The 18,653-nt window shown below is 71.7% G+C and carries 15 protein-coding genes; 4 read left to right on the top strand and 11 right to left on the bottom strand.

All coding sequences use genetic code 11. The features are described 5' to 3' along the window. Positions 1-42 precede the first annotated feature (42 nt). The gene (locus AB0K15_RS08030; RefSeq protein ID WP_364046986.1) at positions 43-1,179 is read right to left on the bottom strand and encodes a CaiB/BaiF CoA-transferase family protein; all 1,137 of its coding nucleotides are present in this window, start codon (positions 1,177-1,179) and stop codon (positions 43-45) included. 29 nt (positions 1,180-1,208) lie between these two features. Further along, positions 1,209-2,360 carry an acyl-CoA dehydrogenase family protein gene (locus AB0K15_RS08025; protein ID WP_364046983.1) on the bottom strand — a complete coding sequence of 384 codons (1,152 nt, stop codon included), beginning with the start codon at positions 2,358-2,360 and terminating at the stop codon, positions 1,209-1,211. 100 nt (positions 2,361-2,460) lie between these two features. On the opposite strand from AB0K15_RS08025, the gene AB0K15_RS08020 reads away from it, so the two are divergent. The 3 genes from AB0K15_RS08020 (at position 2,461) to AB0K15_RS08010 (ending at position 5,648) form a co-directional block, all read left to right on the top strand. After that, on the top strand, positions 2,461-3,072 hold the full coding sequence (locus AB0K15_RS08020; protein WP_364046980.1) for a TetR/AcrR family transcriptional regulator: 612 nt from the start codon (positions 2,461-2,463) through the stop codon (positions 3,070-3,072). Positions 3,073-3,173: 101 nt separating this feature from the next. After that, complete coding sequence (locus tag AB0K15_RS08015) at positions 3,174-3,953, top strand: hypothetical protein (RefSeq protein WP_364046977.1); 780 nt, start codon at positions 3,174-3,176, stop codon at positions 3,951-3,953. 81 nt (positions 3,954-4,034) lie between these two features. Next, a complete protein-coding gene (locus tag AB0K15_RS08010; protein WP_364046974.1) occupies positions 4,035-5,648 on the top strand; it encodes a succinic semialdehyde dehydrogenase in 1,614 nt (537 codons plus the stop codon). Here AB0K15_RS08010 and AB0K15_RS08005 read toward each other — a convergent pair whose 3' ends face one another. The 7 genes from AB0K15_RS08005 to pyk all read right to left on the bottom strand — a co-directional run bounded on the left by AB0K15_RS08005 (position 5,649) and on the right by pyk (position 14,744). Next, positions 5,649-6,590, bottom strand: a complete 942-nt coding sequence (locus tag AB0K15_RS08005) for an amidohydrolase family protein (protein WP_364046971.1) — start codon at positions 6,588-6,590, stop codon at positions 5,649-5,651. Between the two features lie 704 nt (positions 6,591-7,294). Next, positions 7,295-10,315 carry an AAA family ATPase gene (locus AB0K15_RS08000; RefSeq protein WP_364046967.1) on the bottom strand — a complete coding sequence of 1,007 codons (3,021 nt, stop codon included), beginning with the start codon at positions 10,313-10,315 and terminating at the stop codon, positions 7,295-7,297. 71 nt (positions 10,316-10,386) lie between these two features. Beyond that, positions 10,387-10,596 carry a hypothetical protein gene (locus tag AB0K15_RS07995; RefSeq protein ID WP_364046965.1) on the bottom strand — a complete coding sequence of 70 codons (210 nt, stop codon included), beginning with the start codon at positions 10,594-10,596 and terminating at the stop codon, positions 10,387-10,389. A gap of 172 nt (positions 10,597-10,768) precedes the next feature. Then, a complete protein-coding gene (locus AB0K15_RS07990; RefSeq protein ID WP_364047953.1) occupies positions 10,769-10,978 on the bottom strand; it encodes a DUF397 domain-containing protein in 210 nt (69 codons plus the stop codon). 13 nt (positions 10,979-10,991) lie between these two features. Then, positions 10,992-11,894 carry a helix-turn-helix transcriptional regulator gene (locus tag AB0K15_RS07985; protein ID WP_285969107.1) on the bottom strand — a complete coding sequence of 301 codons (903 nt, stop codon included), beginning with the start codon at positions 11,892-11,894 and terminating at the stop codon, positions 10,992-10,994. Positions 11,895-12,386: 492 nt separating this feature from the next. Continuing rightward, positions 12,387-13,283 carry an acyl-CoA thioesterase II gene (locus AB0K15_RS07980; protein WP_364046960.1) on the bottom strand — a complete coding sequence of 299 codons (897 nt, stop codon included), beginning with the start codon at positions 13,281-13,283 and terminating at the stop codon, positions 12,387-12,389. A gap of 36 nt (positions 13,284-13,319) precedes the next feature. After that, positions 13,320-14,744: a pyruvate kinase gene (pyk, locus tag AB0K15_RS07975; RefSeq protein ID WP_364046957.1), complete on the bottom strand. Its 1,425-nt coding sequence runs from the start codon at positions 14,742-14,744 to the stop codon at positions 13,320-13,322. Between the two features lie 100 nt (positions 14,745-14,844). On the opposite strand from pyk, the gene AB0K15_RS07970 reads away from it, so the two are divergent. Beyond that, positions 14,845-15,951, top strand: coding sequence for a hypothetical protein (locus AB0K15_RS07970; protein WP_364046954.1), 1,107 nt, complete (start codon positions 14,845-14,847; stop codon positions 15,949-15,951). Between the two features lie 413 nt (positions 15,952-16,364). On the opposite strand, the gene AB0K15_RS07965 is transcribed toward AB0K15_RS07970, so the two are convergent. Then, positions 16,365-17,030, bottom strand: a complete 666-nt coding sequence (locus AB0K15_RS07965; protein ID WP_364046951.1) for a DUF2461 domain-containing protein — start codon at positions 17,028-17,030, stop codon at positions 16,365-16,367. A gap of 141 nt (positions 17,031-17,171) precedes the next feature. After that, positions 17,172-18,413, bottom strand: coding sequence for a glycoside hydrolase family 18 protein (locus AB0K15_RS07960; protein ID WP_364046948.1), 1,242 nt, complete (start codon positions 18,411-18,413; stop codon positions 17,172-17,174). Positions 18,414-18,653: the final 240 nt, after the last annotated feature.

Here is an 18,653-nt window from a genome sequence, read left to right as displayed (position 1 = left end):
CCGCGGCGCCGGACTCGCGGCACGACCGCCTGTTCAGTCCCGTCAGGCGATGGCGCCCGCCGTGCGCAGGGCGGCGACGTCGGCGGCGGAGAGGCCCAGGTCGGCCAGCACGTCGGCCGTGTCCGTGCCCGCTGGGCGGGGCGCGTGGGGCGTCGACGGCGGGGTGCGATCGAAGCGCGGCGCCGGGGCGGGCTGGACCGTGCCGCCGATGTCGACGAAGGTGCCGCGCGCCGCGTTCTGGGGGTGGGCCGAGGCTTCCCAGGGCGAGAGCACGGGCGTCAGGCAGGCGTCGGTGCCTTCGGCGCGGGCGACAAGGTCGTCGCGCGTGTGCTTGCCGACGGCGTCGGCGATGTGCTCCCGCAGCTTCGGCCACTGGGTCTTGTCCAGGTGCGGCGGCGGGTCCTCCAGGCCGAGCACCTTCACGAGGTCACCCCAGAAGCGCATCTCGATCGCGCCGATGGCGACGTACTTGCCGTCGGCGGTCTCGTAGGTGTCGTAGAACGGGGCGCCGCCATCCAGCAGGTTGTCGCCGCGCTCGCCCGACCACGCGCCGGCCGCGCGCAGGCCGTGGAGGCTCGTGGTGAGCAGGGCCGCGCCCTCGACCATGGACGCGTCGACGACCTGGCCGCGCCCCGAGGACGTCCGCTCGTACAGCGCCGCGAGCACACCCATCGCGAGCATCAAGCCGCCACCGCCGAAGTCGCCGACGAGGTTGAGCGGCGGCACCGGGCGTTCGCCGGCGCGCCCGATCGGATCGAGCGCGCCGGCGATGCCGACGTAGTTGATGTCGTGGCCGGCCGCCTGCGCGAGCGGGCCGTCCTGGCCCCAGCCGGTCATGCGGCCGTAGACGAGCCGCGGGTTGCGCGCGTGGACCACCGAAGGTCCCAGCCCCATGCGTTCCGCGACACCGGGACGGAAACCTTCGATGAGCACGTCGGCCCGGTCGGCCAGCTTGAGCACCACCTCGACCCCCTCGGGTGTCTTGGTGTTGACGCCGATCGAGCGCCGGCCGCGCGCCAGCGGGTCGTCGGGGATGCCGAGCACGTCGGCGCCCGGCGTCGCGCGGTCCACGCGCACGACGTGGGCGCCGAGGTCGGCGAGGATCATGCAGGCGAACGGCGCGGGCGCGAGCCCGGCCAGCTCCACCACCTTCAGCCCGCCCAGGGGTCCGGCTTTCACGGCGGCAAATCCTTTCGTCGGCCGAAAACTCAGAGCGTGCGCGAGATGATCTCCTTCATGATCTCGCTGGTTCCGCCGAAGATCCGGGAAATCCGGACGTCGGCCCACGCGCGCGCGATCGGGTATTCGGTCATGTAGCCGTAGCCGCCGAACAGCTGCACGCAGTCGTCGACGACCTTGTTCACGCGCTCGGTCGTCCACAGCTTCGCCATCGCCGCGCCCTGCACGTCGAGCTCGCCGCGCAGGTGCCGTTCGATGCACTGGTCGAGGAACGCCCGCGACACCGCCGCTTCCGTCGCGGCCTCGGCGAGCTTGAACTTCGTGTTCTGGAAGTTGAAGATCGGCCGGCCGAACGCCGTGCGCTCCTTGGTGTAGCCGATCGTGAGGTTCACGGCCGCCTCGAGCCCGGCCACCGCGGTCACGGCGATGATGAGCCGTTCCTGCGGCAGCTGCAGCATCAGCTGGACGAACCCCTGGCCCTCGGCGTCGCCGAGCAGGTTCGCGGCGGGCACCCGCACGTCGTCGAAGAACAGCTCCGCGGTGTCCTGGCCCTTGAGGCCCACCTTGTCGAGCACACGGCCGCGGCGGAAGCCCGGCGTGTCCGTCTCGACCACGATCAGCGACACACCCTGCGCGCCCGCGTCCGGGTCGGTCTTGCACGCGACCACCACGAGGTCGGCGTGGAAACCGTTGGTGATGAACGTCTTCGCGCCGTTGAGCACGTAGTGGTCGCCGTCGCGCACGGCGCGGGTCTTGATGCTCTGCAGGTCGGAACCCGTGCCCGGCTCGGTCATCGCGATGGCGCCCACGAACTCGCCGCTGGCGAGCTTCGGCAGCCACTCGCGCTTGCGCTCCTCCGACGCGTACGACAGCAGGTAGTGCGCCACGATTCCGTTGTGGACGGTCACACCCCAAGCATTGTCGCCGGAACGGGCCTGCTCCTCGTACAGCACGGCCTCGTGCGCGAACGTGCCGCCGCCACCGCCGTACTCCTCGGGGATCGACAGGCACAGCAGGCCGACCTCGCCGGCCTTGGTCCAGATCTCGCGGTCGAGCTTCTTCTCCGCCGCCCACCGCTCCTGGTGCGGCACGATCTCCTTCTGCAGGAACGACCGGGAAAGTTCCCGGAGGTCCTCGAGTTCGGTGGTGCTCCACGAGCTCTTCTGGATCTGCAACGGCACGGCGACGCCTCCTGCGAAGCTGGAAAACATTACGCGTGGAAGGTAAGTTCTGTTCGGAATGTACATCCGCGCAGTCCGGTACGTAAAGCGGGAGAGGCGAATGACCGAGGCCACGGCCAAGGCGCACCGCACCCAGGCGCAGCGAAGGGAGCAGACGCGCACGGCCCTGCTCGACGCGACCGTCGACTGCCTGGTGGACATCGGGTACGCCCGCGCGTCGATGCAGGAGATCTGCGCCCGGGCGGGCGTGTCGAAAGGCGCGGTGCAGCACCACTTCGCCACGAAGGCCGAGCTGATGGCGGCCGCCGTCGAGCACCTCACCACGAAACTGCGCACCCAGCTGGCGTCGTCGCTGGAAGACCTGCCGGGTGGCGCTTCGGGCGTCGAAGCCGCGATCGACCTGCTGTGGGCGGGTTACTCGGGCACGCTCTCCACGGCCGTCACCGAGCTGTGGGTGGCCGCGCGGACCGACCCGGAGCTGCGGGCGGCGATCCGGCCCGTGGACCGGGCACTGGGCCGCGCCATGCTGGCGCACGTGAGCCACGTGGCGGGTGACCTGCCGAAGGAACGCGCGGAAACGCTGTTCTGGCTGACCGTGAACCTCACCCGCGGCCTGGCGCTCGACGCCGAGCTGGGCGGCGACCCGAACCGGCGGCGCAAGCTGCTGCAGGAGTGGAAGCGCATCGCGGTGCTGATGTACTCGCAGCCCTGAGCGATCCCGCGCCGACCGGTGACAGGATCGCGCCGCCCCTTAGCGCGACGGGGTTCTTCGTGGTGGAATCGCAGATGCCCTGAGCAGGCGAAGGAGCCCCGATGACCAGCGTGCCGCAGTACCCGCCGTCACCCGTCGCCGAGCCGGGCGCGGTCTCGCGGCTGCTCGCCGGGATCCTCGGCGTGTTTTCGGCCGCGCTCGTGGTGGCGGGCACGTTCCTGCCGATCGCGGCGACGCGGGTGACGGTGGCCGGTCAGTTGCAGAGCGCGTTCGCGGTCACCGCGTGGAACCGCCAGGTCGAAGCGGCGCCGCAAGCCGAGCGGGACCTGTTCGCCATCAGCCACGTCGCCCGCTACGGCATCCCGCTCACGGTGACGGCCGTGGCGCTGCTCGTCGGCGCACTGCTCGCGTTCACGCGCTTCCGCGGCGCCGCCCGCACGATGCTGATCGCCGGTGGAGCGGCCGTGGTCGCGGCCGTGTGGACGATGAGCATGGACGTGTCGGCCAGCCTCAGCTTCGAGCAGAATGACGCCACCATCGTCGCCCACTACACGACGGGCACCGGGTTCTGGGTGATGCTCGGCGGTGGCGTGATCGCCGTGCTGGTGCTGGCGCTCGCCGCGTTCGGCGGCGGAAGCTGGACCGCGCCCTGGGTACCGCAGCCGTACTACTACCCGCCGGCGAACGACGAGCCGGTGATCTACTCGCTCGGCGACCCGCCGCCCGCACAGTCGTGGGCCGAGCCGCCCGCGCAGGGCGTGCTTTCGCCGGAGTCCGAGCCCGCCGAGGAGCCGACCTCCCCGCCGTTCCCGCCGCAGGACGTGCAGCCCGCGCCGGGTGTCGAGCCGCCGGGCCGGCACCGCGACGACTCCGATATGTGAATCTGATTCAGATTTCCCGCTCGACCGCCGTACCGTCGGTATGCTGTACTCGTCGGTAACACCGGTCTGAACGGAGACGGCATGACCAGCACGACACCGGCGAACCTCAGCGGCGAGACGGCCCTGCCGGCGACGATCGGGGGTGTCGCGGGAGCGCCCACGGCGGCGCGCGCGGCCCGGCTCGTCGCCCGCGTGACCGGCGGTGCGGACTCCGCGCCGATCCGCATGACGGCGCCGTTCACCGGGCTGCCGATCACGACGATCCCCCAGGCCACCGACGCCGATGTGCGGGCGGCGTTCGCGACCGCGCGCCAGGCCCAGCACGAGTGGGCGGCCCGGCCGGTCGCGCAGCGCCAGCGGTTCCTCGGGCGCCTGCACGACCTCATCCTCGCCCACCAGGCCGAAGCGCTCGACCTCGTGCAGGTGGAGGCAGGCAAGGCGCGGCTCGACGCGTTCGACGAGGTGAGCGCGGCAGCGCTGGTGGCGGCCTACTACGGCAAGCACAGCGCGAAGATCCTGGCGCCGAAGCGCGCGGCCGGGGTGATCCCCGCGCTGACGAAGGCGGGCGAGCTGCGCCACGCCAAGGGTGTCGTCGGCGTCATCTCGCCCTGGAACTACCCGGTGGCGCTCACCGCGATGGACGTGTTCCCGGCACTCGCGGCGGGCAACGCCGTGGTGCAGAAGCCGGACAACCAGACGGCGCTCTCCGCGTTGTGGCTGCAGGAGCTCGCGGCCGAGGCGGGCCTGCCGGACGGGCTGTGGCAGGTGGTGCTCGGCCGCGGCTCGCAGGTCGGCCCGGCGCTGCTCGAAGAGTGCGACTACCTGTGTTTCACCGGCTCCACGCCGACCGGCAAGGACCTGGCGACGCAGATCGCGGCCCGGCTCACCAGCTACTCGCTCGAGCTCGGCGGCAAGAACCCGATGATCGTGCTGCCGGACGCCGACGTCGCCAAGGCCGCGACGGGCGCGGTCACCGCGTGCTTCTCCTCCGCCGGGCAGCTGTGCGTCTCGGTGGAGCGGATCTACGTGCACGAAAGCGTCCGGGACGAGTTCACCCGCGCCTTCGTGGCGCGCACGGCCGCGCTGAAGCTGGGCGGTGAGCTGGGCTTCGGCCCGCAGATGGGTTCGCTGACGTCGCCGAGCCAGCTCGAGACCGTGTCGGCGCACGTCGAGGACGCGCGGGCCAAGGGCGCCCGCGTGCTCACCGGCGGGCGCGCGCGGCCGGACCTCGGCCCACTGTTCTACGAGCCGACCGTGCTCACCGACGTCACGCCGGACATGGTGCCGTTCGCCGAGGAGACGTTCGGGCCCGTGGTGTCGATCTACGGCTACACCGACGTCACCGACGCCATCGAGCGCGCCAACGACACCGCCTTCGGTCTCAACGCCAGCGTCTGGTCGCGCAACGGCCGTGCCGGCTGGGAGGTCGCGGCGCGGCTGAAGGCGGGGACGGTGAACGTGAACGAGGGCTACGCGGCGACGTTCGGCAGCGTCGGCGTGCCGATGGGCGGGATGAAGGACTCCGGCGTCGGCCGCCGCAACGGTGCCGAAGGACTGCTGAAGTACACGGAGGCGCAGTCGATCGCCGTCCAGCGCGGACTGGCGCTGCGGCCGCCGCGCCGGGTGCCGGGCGGGGTGTGGGCGCGGGTGATGACGTCGAGCATGAAGCTGCTGCGGCACCTGCCCTGGCGATGATCAGCCGAGGCCGAGCAGTTCCACGGCCGTGCGGTCGAGGATCGCGGCGATGTCCGCCGCGGGCAGGCCGGAGCGTTCGACGTAGGTCACTGCTTCGGTGAACCCGTCGCCCTTCTGGTACGGGTAGTCGGTGCCGAGCACCAGGCGGTCGGCGCCGAGCGTTTCGGCCGCGACGCGCAGCGCGGGCACGTGGTTGTGCCCGACGGTGTCGTAGAAGATCCGGCGCGCGGCGAGGCTCGGCTTCTCCGGGGTTTCCGGTGCCTCCCAAGGGTTCTGGCGGTCGATGCGGGGCAGCAGCATCGGCAGCGCGCCACCGAGGTGGGGCAGGATGATCTTCATGCGCGGGAACCGGCTCGGGATCCCGGCGACGATCAGGTGCAGCACGGCGACCGTGTCCTCGATCGGCGCGCCGATCTGCCACGTGAGGTTCGGCCCGATCAGCGGCGACTCGGCGCCGACGCCGGCCGGGTGCACGAACAGGACGCTGCCGCGGCGGTCGAGCTCTTCGTAGACGGGCAGGAACGCCGGGTCGCCGAGCGTGCGGCCCAGCACCGACGTGGTCACGGCGGCGCCCAGAAAACCCAGCTCGTCGAGCGCGCGCGTGAGCTCGGCCAGCGCCGCGCCGGTGTGCGGAAGCGGCAGGGACGCGAACGCTTTGAACCGATCGGGGTGCCGCCGGACGAGCTCCGCGTAGTCGTCGTTGACGAACCGCGCGGCCTCCACCGCGGCCCGCTCATCCTCGAAATGCGGCGGCGCCGGCGTGGTCGACAGCACCTGCAGGTCGACGCCCGCCGTCGCCATCTGCTCGAACCGCGAATCCAGCTCCGCCGCGGTCGCCCCCGCACCGAGCCGTCCCTGCGCGGCCGCCTTCTCGTTGCCCGCACGGGACAACAGCTCCAGGTACGCCTCACTCCACAGGTGAGCGTGCACGTCGACGCGCATCCCCTGGCTCCTCCCGACGGGGTTGGCCTGCTATTTGATCACCAGTCAACCACCGCCCGGCGAGTTCGGCACGCGGCGGGCGCAGGGCGCGGAGTCGGTGTCGGACAACGACATCGCAATCCGGCGAAATCGTCCCGAACACAGCCGGCGACCGCCCTTCACTCCCGAACCGGCAACTGCCAGGAGCCGCGGTACGGCGGTTCGCCACGCGAGGGCAACAACCCACCCCTGCTCCCCGCCGCGCGAAGCAGGCAACCGCCAACCACACCGCAAACCGGCACAAGCTGCGGCCCAGCCCTTGACCGCAACAGCCAGCCGTGGCGGCCACGACAACTCGAGCCGGCGGCGCGGCGCACAAACGACACAGTCGACCCGCGCTCCCCCTCCGCAGGGAGCCGCCAAGCACACCGCAAACCGGCACCACCGTCCGGGTACTGCGGTTCAGCCCTCAGCCGCAGGAGCCGACAGCGGCCCAGCAGCCGCGGCGCGGTGGGTCGGCGAGCAGATCGACACAGTCGACCCGCGCTTCTTTCCGCAGGGAGCCACAAGACCGGCACAGCCGTCCGGGCGCCGAGGGCAAGCCCTTCGCCGCGGGAGTCGTTAGCCGCGACAGCGCCGTCGGGGCCGGATCGGCGCGCGAAGGCCACAACCAGCCCCCACCCCTCCGCGCGGAACCGGCGGAACCGCCCCAGGCGGGGCGCGGGTCAGTCCTTCGCGGCGGGAGTCGTCAGGAGGCCGCGGTCGTAGGCGATGGCGACGGCTTCGGCGCGGCGGCTGGCGCCCAGCTTGGCCATGACGCGGGAGAGGTGGACGGAGACCGTCTTCTCGCTGATGTAGAGCTCCTCCCCCACCTGGCGGTTGGTGCGGCCGAGGGCGACGCGCTCGAGGACGTCGCGTTCGCGGTCGGTGAGGGGGTTGGGGGCGGTGGGTGCGGCGGCGGCCGGGGTGACGCCGGGGAGGTCGGTGCGGGCGCGGTGGGCCAGGTCGCGCACGGCGTCGCGCAGGGGCAGGGCGCCGAGGGCGGACGCGACGGTGTGGGCGGCCGTCAGGGCCTTCTCGGCGGGCAGGCCGCGGGCGAGCAGGGCCTGGGCTTCGAAGTACCGGCACATGGCCTGCTCGTAGACCGCGCCGTAGTCGAAGGCCGTGGCGGCGGCGGACCACAGCGTCGGGTCGGCGGGGCCTTCGAGGCCGGAGGCGGCGGCTTCCAGGCGGGCGAGCCAGGCGTGGCCTTCCGGACCGAGAGTGCCGGAGCGCGGGCTGCCCTCGACGGCGGTGCGGCGGCCGTGCTCCAGCAGGCGGCGGCCGACGGACGCGAAATCATCGGCGGCGCGCTGGTCGCCGCGCAGGCGGGCGTCGGCGGCGAGGGCGGCGACCGACGTCATGCCCAGCGCGACGATCCGGATGCCGCCCAGCAGCCAGGGCTCGATCTTCTCCAGCCACGCCACCAGTTCCTCGGTGACGCGCACGGCTTCGGCGTGCTCGCCGCGCCAGGTCGCGAGCTCGATGGCCGCGTCGCCGGCCGAGAGGGCGATCTGGATGTCGGCCGACCACTGCTGCCGCAGCCCGGGCAGGAGCCGCGCGGCGTCGTCGAACCGGCCGCGCGCCACGAGGAACAGCACCCAGTTCGCGAGGATCCGCGCGGCCACCGCGCTCGACACCCCACGCGCCGCGCGCCCGGCCGCGTCCTCCGCGGGCCAATCGCCACTGAGGTAACGCAGGTAGAGCTGCCGCGCGCGCAGCTCGAGGCCGAACGAGCTCCACGTGAGCCCCGATTCCTCCGCGCGCGCCACCCCGTTGGCCACGTGGGTGAGGGCTTCGGCCATCTCGGCCTGGTCGTCGTAGCTCAGGGCGAGAAAGTACAGGCCGCGCAGCTCGACGTTGAGCGCCTCGGCGTCGCGCGCCTTGCGGATGGCCTGGCGCAGGCGTTCGCGCGCCAGCGCGGAGTCGCCCGCGGAATCGGCGAGCGTGCCCAGCGTGATCAGCGCCGACGCCTCGGCCCCGACCGCGCCGACGGCCCGCGCGTCGGACACCGACGTGAGCGCGTTGTCCAGCGCCTCGCCCGGCTGGTCGAGCAGCCGCAGGAACCCCGCGCGCGTGGCGAGCACCCACGCCCGCGTGGCGCTCGGTTCGCTGTCCTTCACCAGCTCCCACGCCCGGTCGACGGCCAGCGTCGCCTCGTCGAGCGTGCCTTCCAGCGCCAGCAGCGCTTCGGCCAGCCGCCGCCACACCTTGGCGGACCGCAGCGTCGGGGAGTCGGGCCCCAGCAGCTCCGTGGCCGAACGCGCGTACGCCGCCGCCCGCTCCGGCTCCCCCGACGTGCCCGCGAAGTACGAAGCCTCGTGCAGCAGCTTCAGCTCGTCGACGCCCTCGGGCCGGTCCGCGACGGGCACCGCGTCCCAGATGGACAGTGCCTGTTCGGCGTGGCGCAGGGCCGCCCCCGGCGCGCCCAGCTTCTCCGCCTCCGCCATCGCGCTGAGCAGCGCGGGCAGCGCCGTGACGAAGTCGCGGCTTTCGAGACTGTGGAACGCCAGCTTGGCGTCGTGCCCGCGCCCCTGCGGGATCGCGCGGATGCGGGCCGCGTACGCCGCGTGCGTGCGGTTGCGCTCCCCCGGCAGCAGATCCGCGTACACCGCTTCCTGCAGCAACGCGTGGCGGAACACGTATGAGCCGTCCTCGATCACGAGCACGTGGTGCTGCACGGCCTCGCGCAGCGCCTCGTCGAGCTCCAGCTCGCCGATGCCCGCGACCTCCGCGAGCGCGGCGTGCGACACCGGTTCGTTGGCCACGGAGATCACCCGCAGCACGCGCCGCGTCTCCGCCGGGAACCGTTCGAGCCGCGCGAGCAGCACCTCGGCCAGTCCGGCTGGCAGGTCCCGGCAGTCGGCGTCGGTGGCCAGCAGCTCTTCCACGAAGAACGGGTTGCCCTCCGAGCGCGCGACGATGTCGGCCACCACGTCGGAAGGCAGCGGCTCGTCGGCCAGCGCCTCGACGAACGCCCGCGCGTCGGCGGGCCCGAACGGCGCCAGCGCGACCTGCTCCACCGTCGCCAGGCGCACCAGCTCCGACAGCAGTCCCCGCAGCGGGTGGCGCCGGTGCACGTCCTCCTCGCGGTAGCTGCCCACGACCAGCAGCCGCTGCGCGCGCAACCTGCTGGCCAGGAAGGACAGCAGGTTGCGCGTCGAAGAGTCGGCCCAGTGCAGGTCCTCGAGCAGGATCACCACCGGCCGCGACTCGGCGACCTCGGTCAGCACCCCCAGTACCGCGTCGAACAGCTGGAGCTGACCCAGGTCTTGTTCCGGTCGCGGCCGGCGCATGGCCTCGCGCTCGCTGGCCGACACCTGGCCGTGTTCCCCCGGTCCCATCGGCTCGGGCTCCCCGCTCTGCGGCAGCAGCCGCGCGAGCGCCGGCCGCGACCGCACCGCGGCGGCGACCACCGCGTCTCCCGAGGAGCCCAGCGGCGCCAGCGCCTCGGCGAACGGGAGATACGGCAGACCGCCGTCGCGCACGTCGATGCAGCGGCCGGTGAGCACCAGCGCGCCGTTGGCCGCGACGTGCTCACCGAGCGCGGTGAGCAGCCGGGTCTTGCCGACGCCCGCGTCGCCCGCGATCAGCACGGCGCCGGCCTCGCGCCGCTCCGCGCGAGCGAAGGCGGCGCGAAGCCGCCGCATCTCGTGAGTGCGGGCGACCAGCGGGATTCCGGAGCCTAAGCGGGGCACGAGGAGCATTCTGTCCTACCCCACCGACAGTTCCGCCATGCTTTTCGCCGAGGGCGTGACACCCTCGGCGAACCGGGCGTTCACCGCGCCAGGTGATCGGCGCGGGAGGCCACCTGCGCGGCCTCGCGGCGTTCCTGCGCCGGCACGGTCACGCTGGTCACCCGGTGGGCCCGCAGCCACCGCACGACGCGGCTCTGCTTGGTCATCCGCGCGTTGCGCCCGGCCTTCCGCAGCTGCTCCTCGCGGTAGGCCACCTCGGCGCTCATCGCGTCCAGGAGCTGGTAACTCATCGCTTCTTCCCCATCCTCTGCGAGTGCCTTCTTCCGTGACACTCACAGTCGTCCTGAGGCGGGGTCCGCGGCATCGGGCGATCACCCCGTCCTGGACGCCAAACGACCCCTTACCCGAAGCACCGACCGGCGAAGAGCAGGTCGGCGGGGTAAGGGGTCGCCGGGTGGAACGTCAGTCGCGGGCCGAGCCGCCGGCACGCACAGCCGCCAGCAGCCCCCGCCAACCCGAAGCTGAAAGGCGGAAAGCACCCCCTTCGGGGTCCTTCGAGTCGCGCACCGCGGCGTCGCCGCCGACGAACGCGATCTCGACGCAGTCGTTGCCGCCGCCGCTGTGGCTGCTCTTGCGCCAGGTGGCCCGGGAAAGATCCGCGTCCGGCATCATGTTCCCCACTTCCTCACTGTGTCCTCGGTTCCAGGTGGTGCACTGCAGCCGGCGCGGTTGACCGTTCGGCGAACCGGCCGGCCGCCTCGGTGATCAAGTCGACCGAGTCGTCCGGTTTCAGTGCGGCAGCGCGCAGGTGGTCGAACATCAGCGCGTAGCGCCGGACGTCTTCGGGTTGTTCGAGGTACAGGCCGCTGGACGTGCTGTCGTCCACGTAGACGACGTCGGGGTCGGCCTGCTCGGGGAACCCCATGATGAGGAACGGGCCTTCCATGCCGGGGTGCGCGCCGGCTCCGAAGGGGACCACCTGGATGGTCACGTTGGGCTTCTCGGCGACCGAGGCCATGCGGTAGAGCTGCTCGGCCATCACCTCGGGGCTGTCGACCACGCGGTGCAGCACGGCTTCGTCGACCACCGCCCAGTACTCCGGCGGCGGGGTGTCGCTCAGCAGTTCCTGGCGCGCCATGCGCGCGGCCACGCGACGCCGGATCTCGGCGTCCTCGGCGTCGGGCCGCAGTGCCCTGATCACGGCGTGGGCGTAGCGCTCGGTCTGCAGCAGGCCCGGTACGAGCAGCGCCTGGAACGCGCGCAGCGAGGTCGCGTCGGCCTCCAGGCCCACGAACGTGCCGGTGAACACCTCGTTGTACGCGTGCCACCAGCCGCGCTTGCGCGCCTCGCGGGCCAGCTGGACGAGCGCCTCCTGCTCGTCGCCGGTGATCCCGTAGAGCGCCAGCATGTCCCGGGCGTCGCGCGGGGTGACGCCGACGTGCCCGGTCTCGATGCGGCTCACCTTCGAGGCGGAACACTCGAGCTTCTCGCCCACCTCGTCGATCGTGAGGTCGGCGGCTTCCCGGAGCCGCCTCAGCTCGCTCGCGAGCCTCCGGCGGCGAACGGTGGGTCCCTGGCCTCTCGCCACGACAGCACCTCCGGATCGTCTTGCGCGGTGCGCGCATCGTCGGCCAACGCTGCCCGCACCGCATATCTAACCAGCCGTCCGACTAGTCAGTGGGGTATTAACACTTCGGAATTCCCGCCTTCGAGGCGGGGCTCCGCCCTGCAATTTGCAGATTGCGCTTGTACTCTGACACCCGTGCGAACCGGAACCGGTGACGCCGCGCCGAAGGGGCCGGCCGCGGTGATCGTTCCGGGTTCCTGAGCAGCGTAGACGACGACCAGCCGGAAACAGACACCGAGTGCGCGGGCGTTTCCGGCGGAAGGTGTCCGGGGCCGCCCCCCGACCGGTCCCGGGCACCTTCACCTTCGGTTGTCAGTTGTTGTCAGGCCATCGCAGGCGTACTCCGGCGATTACCCGGCTACGCATTTCGCATTTGCCGCCACTCGGAAGCGTGGTTGATTCCGCACACCTCACTCAGTGACACACTCTCAGTAGAGCCGGCAGCGACCGTCCTCACAGGACGCGCAGCAGTCCTTCCTGGACGACCGTGGCGATGTGCGTGCCGTCCTGCGCGAAGAACCGGCCCGTGGCCAGGCCGCGCGCACCCGAGGCGCTCGGCGAGGTGCTGTCGTAGAGGAACCACTCGTCGGCACGGAAGGGCCGGTGGAACCACAGCGCGTGGTCCAGGCTCGCGCCGAGGACCTTGTCGACGTCCCAGTACACGCCGTGGCGCGCGAGGATCGAGTCGAGCAGGGTCATGTCGGAGGCGTAGGTGAGCACGCAGACGTGCAGCAACTGGTCGGCGGGCAGTGTGCCGTCGGCGCGCATCCACACGCGGTTGCTCGCCGGCCGCTCGCCCGTGGCGCGGGTGATCCACGGCGGTTCGCCGACGTAGCGCACGTCGATGGGGCGTGGGCGCTCGGTGAAGCGCAGGCCGAAGCCGGCGGTGCGTTCCTGGAACGTCGGCAGCGTCTCGGGACGGGGCACGTCGGGCATCGGCTCGCCGTGGTCCAGGCCTTCCTCGTCCTTCTGGAACGAGGCGGACAGCGCGAAGATCGCCTTGCCGTGCTGGATGGCGGTGACGCGGCGGGTGGTGAACGAGCGGCCGTCGCGAATGCGGTCGACCTCGTAGAGGATCGGCACGCTCGGGTCGCCGCCGCGGATGAAGTAGGCGTGCAGCGAGTGCACTCGCCGGTCTTCGGGCACGGTGCGCCCGGCCGCCACCAGGGCCTGCCCGGCGACCTGGCCGCCGAACACGCGGACCGGGGAGTGCGCGGGCGAGACCCCGCGGTAGAAGTCCTCCTCCACCTTCTCCAGGTCGAGGAGGTCGACGAGCCGGTCGAGCACCGCCTGCCCGCCGCCGGCGGCCTCGTCGAGCCCGGCGGCGGCGGTCCTGGCGATATCGGTCATGCCCGAACCCTATTCGGTCGGCATGAACTACGTCCCTTATGCGTGGTCGTCTTCACCGAGGCGGTGCACGTGGATCAGGTTCGTGGAGCCGACGGTCCCGGGCGGGGAGCCGGCCACGATCACCACGAGGTCGCCGCGCTGGTACTTGCCCATCGCGAGCATCGCCTGGTCGACCTGGTGGATCATCTGGTCGGTGGAGTCGACCCGCGGCACGATCGTGGTCACGGTGCCCCACGTCATCGACAGCTGGTTGCGCACGCAGTCCTCCGGCGTGAACGCCATCAGCGGCAGCCGCGTGTGCAGGCGGGCCAGGCGGCGCACGGTGTCACCGGACTGGGTGAACGCGACCAGCGCCTTGGCGTTGAGCCGCTCGCCGATGTCGCGGGCGGCGTAGGAGATCACGCCGCGCTTGGTGCGCGGGACGTGCGTGAGCGGCGGCACGACCGGCGAATCGGTCTCGACCGCCTCGACGATGCGGCCCATCGTCTGCACCGTCTCGATCGGGTAGCGCCCGACGCTGGTCTCGCCCGAGAGCATCACGGCGTCGGTGCCGTCGAGCACCGCGTTGGCGACGTCGGAGGCCTCCGCTCGCGTGGGCCGGGAGTTGTTGATCATCGACTCGAGCATCTGCGTCGCGACGATGACCGGCTTCGCGTTCTCGCGGCAGATCTGGATGGCGCGCTTCTGGACCAGCGGCACCTGCTCCAGCGGCAGCTCGACGCCGAGGTCGCCGCGGGCGACCATCACCGCGTCGAAGGCGAGCACGATCGCCTCGAGGTTGTAGACGGCCTCGGGCTTCTCGATCTTCGCGACGACCGGCAGCCGGCCCTTGCCGACGCGGTCCATGACCTGGTGCACCAGGTCGATGTCGGCCGGCGAGCGCACGAAGGACAGCGCGATGAAGTCGACGCCCAGCTGCAGCGCGAACTCGAGGTCCTCGATGTCCTTGTCGCTCAGCGCCGGCACGGAGACGTCCATGCCCGGGAGCGAGACGCCCTTGTTGTTGCTGACGGGGCCGCCTTCGGTGACCTCGCACACCACGTCGGGGCCTTCGACGCCCTTGACCACGAGGCCGACCTTGCCGTCGTCCACCAGGAGGCGGTCGCCCGGCTTGGCGTCCTTCGCGAGGCCCTTGTAGGTGGTCGAGACGCGGTCGTGCGTGCCCACCACGTCCTCGACGGTGATCCGGACGACGTCGCCCGTGTGCCATTCGGCCGAGCCGCTGGCGAAGGTGCCCAGGCGGATCTTCGGGCCCTGGAGGTCGGCGAGGATGCCCACCGCCCGGCCACTCTCGGCCGCAGCGGCCCGGACCAGGTCGTAGACCTGCTTGTGGTCGCTGTGGCTTCCGTGGCTGAAGTTCATCCTCGCGACGTCCATTCCGGCGTCGACGAGTGCCCGCATCTTCTCCGGAGTGGAGGTCGCGGGACCCAGCGTACAAACGATCTTCGCGCGTCGGCTCACGTTCGTTGAGAGTAGTCGCTCATCCTCTTCACGTCTGTACCGATACCGAAAGTTCGGAGGAAGTGTTCAGAAACCATTCAGATGACTAACCTCCGTATGCATGACGGCGGTTCGGCGGCTCTCGCTCGTGATCGCGGCGTTCGCCCTGGTCGGGGCGTGTTCCCCGGCGCCGGAGCCGCCGTGGCGGCCCGTTGACCTGCCGGTTTCCGGTACGCGCGTACTGGGATTCGTCCGGACTTCATCGGGAATCGTCATGACCGGCTCGGTGCCGGGGCCCTCCGGACGGGCTCCGGCAGCCTGGTCCGGCGGCCCCGCGTGGACGCCGCTGCCGCTGCACCCGGCGACGGGCTACGGCCGGCAAGCCGAGCTGACACTGCCGGCCGCGTCGGGTTCGGAGCTGCTGGCGCTGGGCTCCGCGTACGGAGGCGCGCACGCCAACCCGCGTCCGACGATCTGGACGGGGTCGGTGGCCGGCGGGCTGACCGAGCACGAACAGCCGGTGGAGCTGCTCGGGGGCGAGCGGGCGGTGACCACGTCCGGGTCCGCGGCCGGCCCGGCGGGATACGTGCTGACCGGCCAGTGGGACCACCGGTCCGGCGGCGTCGGCGCGGCGATCTGGACCTCGGCGGACGGCGCTTCGTGGGCTTTGCGCGAGGACGCGGCGCTGCTCAGCTCCGCCGGCGAACAGACCCGCGTCCTGGCCGCGGCCTCCGGCGGCCCGGGTTACGTGGCCGTCGGCGACGCGCGGTCGGGCCTTTCCGTGCGGCCGGCGGCATGGACGTCGGCGGACGGTTCGGCGTGGACCCGGGTCTCGCCGCCGTCCCCGGCCGGCTCGGCCTCGATGTGGCGCGTGACGTGCTCGGCCACGGACTGCGCGGCCGTCGGCACGACCGCCGAACAACGCCTGGCCTGCTGGCACTCGAGTCCTTCGTGGACGGCCTCCGCCGGCGGCCCGGTGATCCCCGCGTCGCAACTGCTGGAAGTGACCGGCCTGACCCTCGACCCATCGGGCCACCTCGACGTGACGGTGAAGGTCGACGGCGCCCCGCGGCTCTGGCGCGTCGGACCGCGGTGCGAGGACTTCGCGGAACTGCCCCTGCCCGAGGCGGCCCAGTCGCTGGCGTTGATCGCGGACGGCCCGGACCTGCTCCTCGCGACGACGACGGCTGCGGGGAGCAAGGTCTGGCGGTATCCGCTGCCCCGTTGAACAGTGCGATCGCTCGCAGTCCAGCCGAGCGCACCGCGGACGGCGCCCGGAGAGACCCGGTCGCGCCCACGGTGCCTACGGCGAACCCGCGGCAAAGTCTGGCGGTATCCGCTGCCCGTTGAACCGTGTGATCGCTCGCAGTCCAGCCGAGCGCACCGCGGACGGCGCCCGGCGAGACCGGGCCGCGCTCACGGTGCCCACGGTGAGCCGAGCCACCCCTTCTCACCGAGCCGGTTTGCTGCTCCCCCGTCGATCGGCCGTGGCGACGCGGTCGGGCGCGCAGAGGCGCCGAAACCCACCAACGCCGACGATTCCGAGCAAGCAGCTCGACCCGAGATCATGCAGCCGCCCGCGGGTCGCGTGGGCGTTCGGCGCGCGGCCGCTCCGGTCCGGCAGGCCTCTGCTGACCGGCCCTAGCGGCGCGGCTGCTCGCTCGGCCCGACGTGGTCGCGCGCCCATTCGTTGAAGGCGCGCAGCTGGCGCCAGGACTTGCGGACGCGGTCGAAGGCCTCGCGTTCGTGGAGGAAGTCGGCGGGTTCCCAGGAGCGGGCGGCGTAGACGGATCGGTAGCGCAGCAGGTCGAGGCGCGGGTGGTCCTCGGCGAAGCCGCGGGGGCGGGACTTGAGGCGGTCGCCGAGGATGTCGAAACCGGCGCGCTTGAGCTTGGCCAGGATCTGTTCCAGCGCCGGGCCGTGCAGCTCGGTGTCGACGGCCGTGCGGAAGCGGGCGATCTGGTCGGACGCGAGGTGGAAGCAGCCGCCGCCCACGCGCAGGCCCGCGGGGCTCAGCTCGACGTAGTAGGCGCCGCCGCCGCGGCCCGCTTCGATGACGCCGCCGCAGTGCGTCTTGTACGGGGTCTTGTCCTTCGCGAAGCGCACGTCGCGGTAGGGCCGGAACACCTTGCCTTCGCCGAAACCCTCGCCGAACTCCGGCTCCAGCTCCTTGAGCAGGGCCTCCATCGGCTCGCGCACGTCGGACTTGTAGGTCGCGACGTGTGCGTCCCAGTAGGACTTGGAGTTGTCGGCCTCCAGCCCGTCGTAGAAATCGACGGCGTACTCACCGAATCCCGTGAACTTCACGCCCAGCACGATAATCCGCGCCACCGACAGTTTCTCCGCCGGACACAGGAGACCCCGCCGGAGCGGCTCCGGCGGGGTCGGTGCGCTGCGGGACCCGGTGCGGCCGGCGCGCCCCTGCGCCGCCGGCCGCACCGGAAGCGATCACTTCGCGACGGCCGTCATCAGCTCGCCGTTGGACGTGTCACCGGACAGCTCCCACACCATGGCGCCGCCGAGGCCCTGCTGCTTCGCGTAGCTGATCTTGCCGCCGATGGTGCTCGGGGTGTCGTAGCTCCACCAGTTCGAACCGCACTTCGCGTACGCGGTGCCGGCGATCGTGCCGGTCGACGGGCAGCTCGACTGCAGGATCTTGTAGTCCTCGATGCCCTGCTCGTACTTGCCGGGCGCCGGACCCGTGGCGGAACCGCCGGGCGCGCTCTGCGTGACGCCGGTCCAGCCGCGGCCGTAGAACCCGATGCCCAGCAACAGCTTCGACGCGGGCACGCCCTTGCTCTTCAGCTTCTGGATGGCCGCGTCGGAGTAGAAGCCGGCGGTGGGGATGCCGGCGTACGAGGTCAGCGGCGAGTGCGGAGCCGTCGGGCCCTGTGCCGCGAACGCGCCGAAGTAGTCGTAGGTCATCACGTTGTACCAGTTCACGTACTGCGCGGCGCCCGCGTAGTCGGCGGCGTCGATCTTGCCGCCGTTCGTGCCGTCGGCCGTGATCGCCGCGGTGACGAGCTTCGACGAGCCGAACTTGGCGCGCACCGCCGCCATCAGGTTCTTGAACGCCGCCGCGCCGCTGGTGTCACAGCTCAGGCCGCAGGCGTTGGGGTACTCCCAGTCGAGGTCGATGCCGTCGAACAGGCCGGCCCAGCGCGGGTCGTTCACGAGGTTGTAGCAGGAGTTCGCGAACGCCGTGGGGTTCTTCGCGGCCTGGCCGAAGCCACCCGACCAGCTCCAGCCGCCGAACGACCAGATCACCTTCAGGCCGGGGTGCTTGGCCTTCAGCTTCTTCAGCTGGTTGAAGCTGCCCGCCAGCGGCTGGTCCCACGTGTCGGCGACGCCGTCGACGCTGCCCGCCGCGTCATAGGTCTTCTGGTAGTCCGCGTAGGCGTCGCCGATGGCGCAGCCGCCGTTGGTGACGTTGCCGAACGCGTAGTTGATGTGGGTGAGCTTCGCGGCGGAGCCGGAGGTCTCGATGTTCTTCACGTGGTAGTTGCGGTCGTACACACCCCAGTCGGTGAAGTAGCCGACCACCTTGCCGACCGAAGCCTGCGGGGCGGCCGGAGCCGCGTTGGCGGCCGTGGCGGCCGTGGACACGGGCGCGGCGACGGCCGCTGCGGCGAGTGCGGCGCTGGCCAGGCTGACGAGCGCCAAGAAGCTCTTCCTGCGCGGACGGGGCATGCCGGCTCCCTTCGGGGAGTCACACCAGGTGACCGAACGGGGACAGTGGGGACTCTCACACCGTAAGTGGACTAGACCATTTGGTCAATGGTCCAGTCCAGGGAATCAACCGGACAATTCGGTCGCTTGATGTCGATCATCCGAGGGCGGAGGTCGGCCTGGTCAACGGCAGGGTGAAGCGCCGCGCCGCGATGATCGCGAGTGCCCCGCGACGCTCGGGGAGGTGGGCGCAGGCACCGC

Source organism: Amycolatopsis sp. NPDC049253, from assembly GCF_040678995.1.
Taxonomy (GTDB): domain Bacteria; phylum Actinomycetota; class Actinomycetes; order Mycobacteriales; family Pseudonocardiaceae; genus Amycolatopsis.
The sequence above is the reverse complement of the archived record's forward strand: the minus strand, read 5'-3'. Positions and strand labels throughout refer to the sequence as shown.

What these genes read in the sequence shown, in the direction of transcription:
- AB0K15_RS07980 (WP_364046960.1), bottom strand. Translation starts at nt 13,283, where the DNA reads ATGACCGATATCGCCAGGACCGCCGCCGCCGGGCTCGACGAGGCCGCC.
- AB0K15_RS08000 (WP_364046967.1), bottom strand. Translation starts at nt 10,315, where the DNA reads ATGCTCCTCGTGCCCCGCTTAGGCTCCGGAATCCCGCTGGTCGCCCGC.
- AB0K15_RS08005 (WP_364046971.1), bottom strand. Translation starts at nt 6,590, where the DNA reads ATGCGCGTCGACGTGCACGCTCACCTGTGGAGTGAGGCGTACCTGGAG.
- AB0K15_RS07960 (WP_364046948.1), bottom strand. Translation starts at nt 18,413, where the DNA reads ATGCCCCGTCCGCGCAGGAAGAGCTTCTTGGCGCTCGTCAGCCTGGCC.
- AB0K15_RS08020 (WP_364046980.1), top strand. Translation starts at nt 2,461, where the DNA reads ATGACCGAGGCCACGGCCAAGGCGCACCGCACCCAGGCGCAGCGAAGG.
- AB0K15_RS07995 (WP_364046965.1), bottom strand. Translation starts at nt 10,596, where the DNA reads ATGAGTTACCAGCTCCTGGACGCGATGAGCGCCGAGGTGGCCTACCGC.
- AB0K15_RS07990 (WP_364047953.1), bottom strand. Translation starts at nt 10,978, where the DNA reads ATGATGCCGGACGCGGATCTTTCCCGGGCCACCTGGCGCAAGAGCAGC.
- AB0K15_RS07970 (WP_364046954.1), top strand. Translation starts at nt 14,845, where the DNA reads ATGACGGCGGTTCGGCGGCTCTCGCTCGTGATCGCGGCGTTCGCCCTG.
- AB0K15_RS08010 (WP_364046974.1), top strand. Translation starts at nt 4,035, where the DNA reads ATGACCAGCACGACACCGGCGAACCTCAGCGGCGAGACGGCCCTGCCG.
- AB0K15_RS08015 (WP_364046977.1), top strand. Translation starts at nt 3,174, where the DNA reads ATGACCAGCGTGCCGCAGTACCCGCCGTCACCCGTCGCCGAGCCGGGC.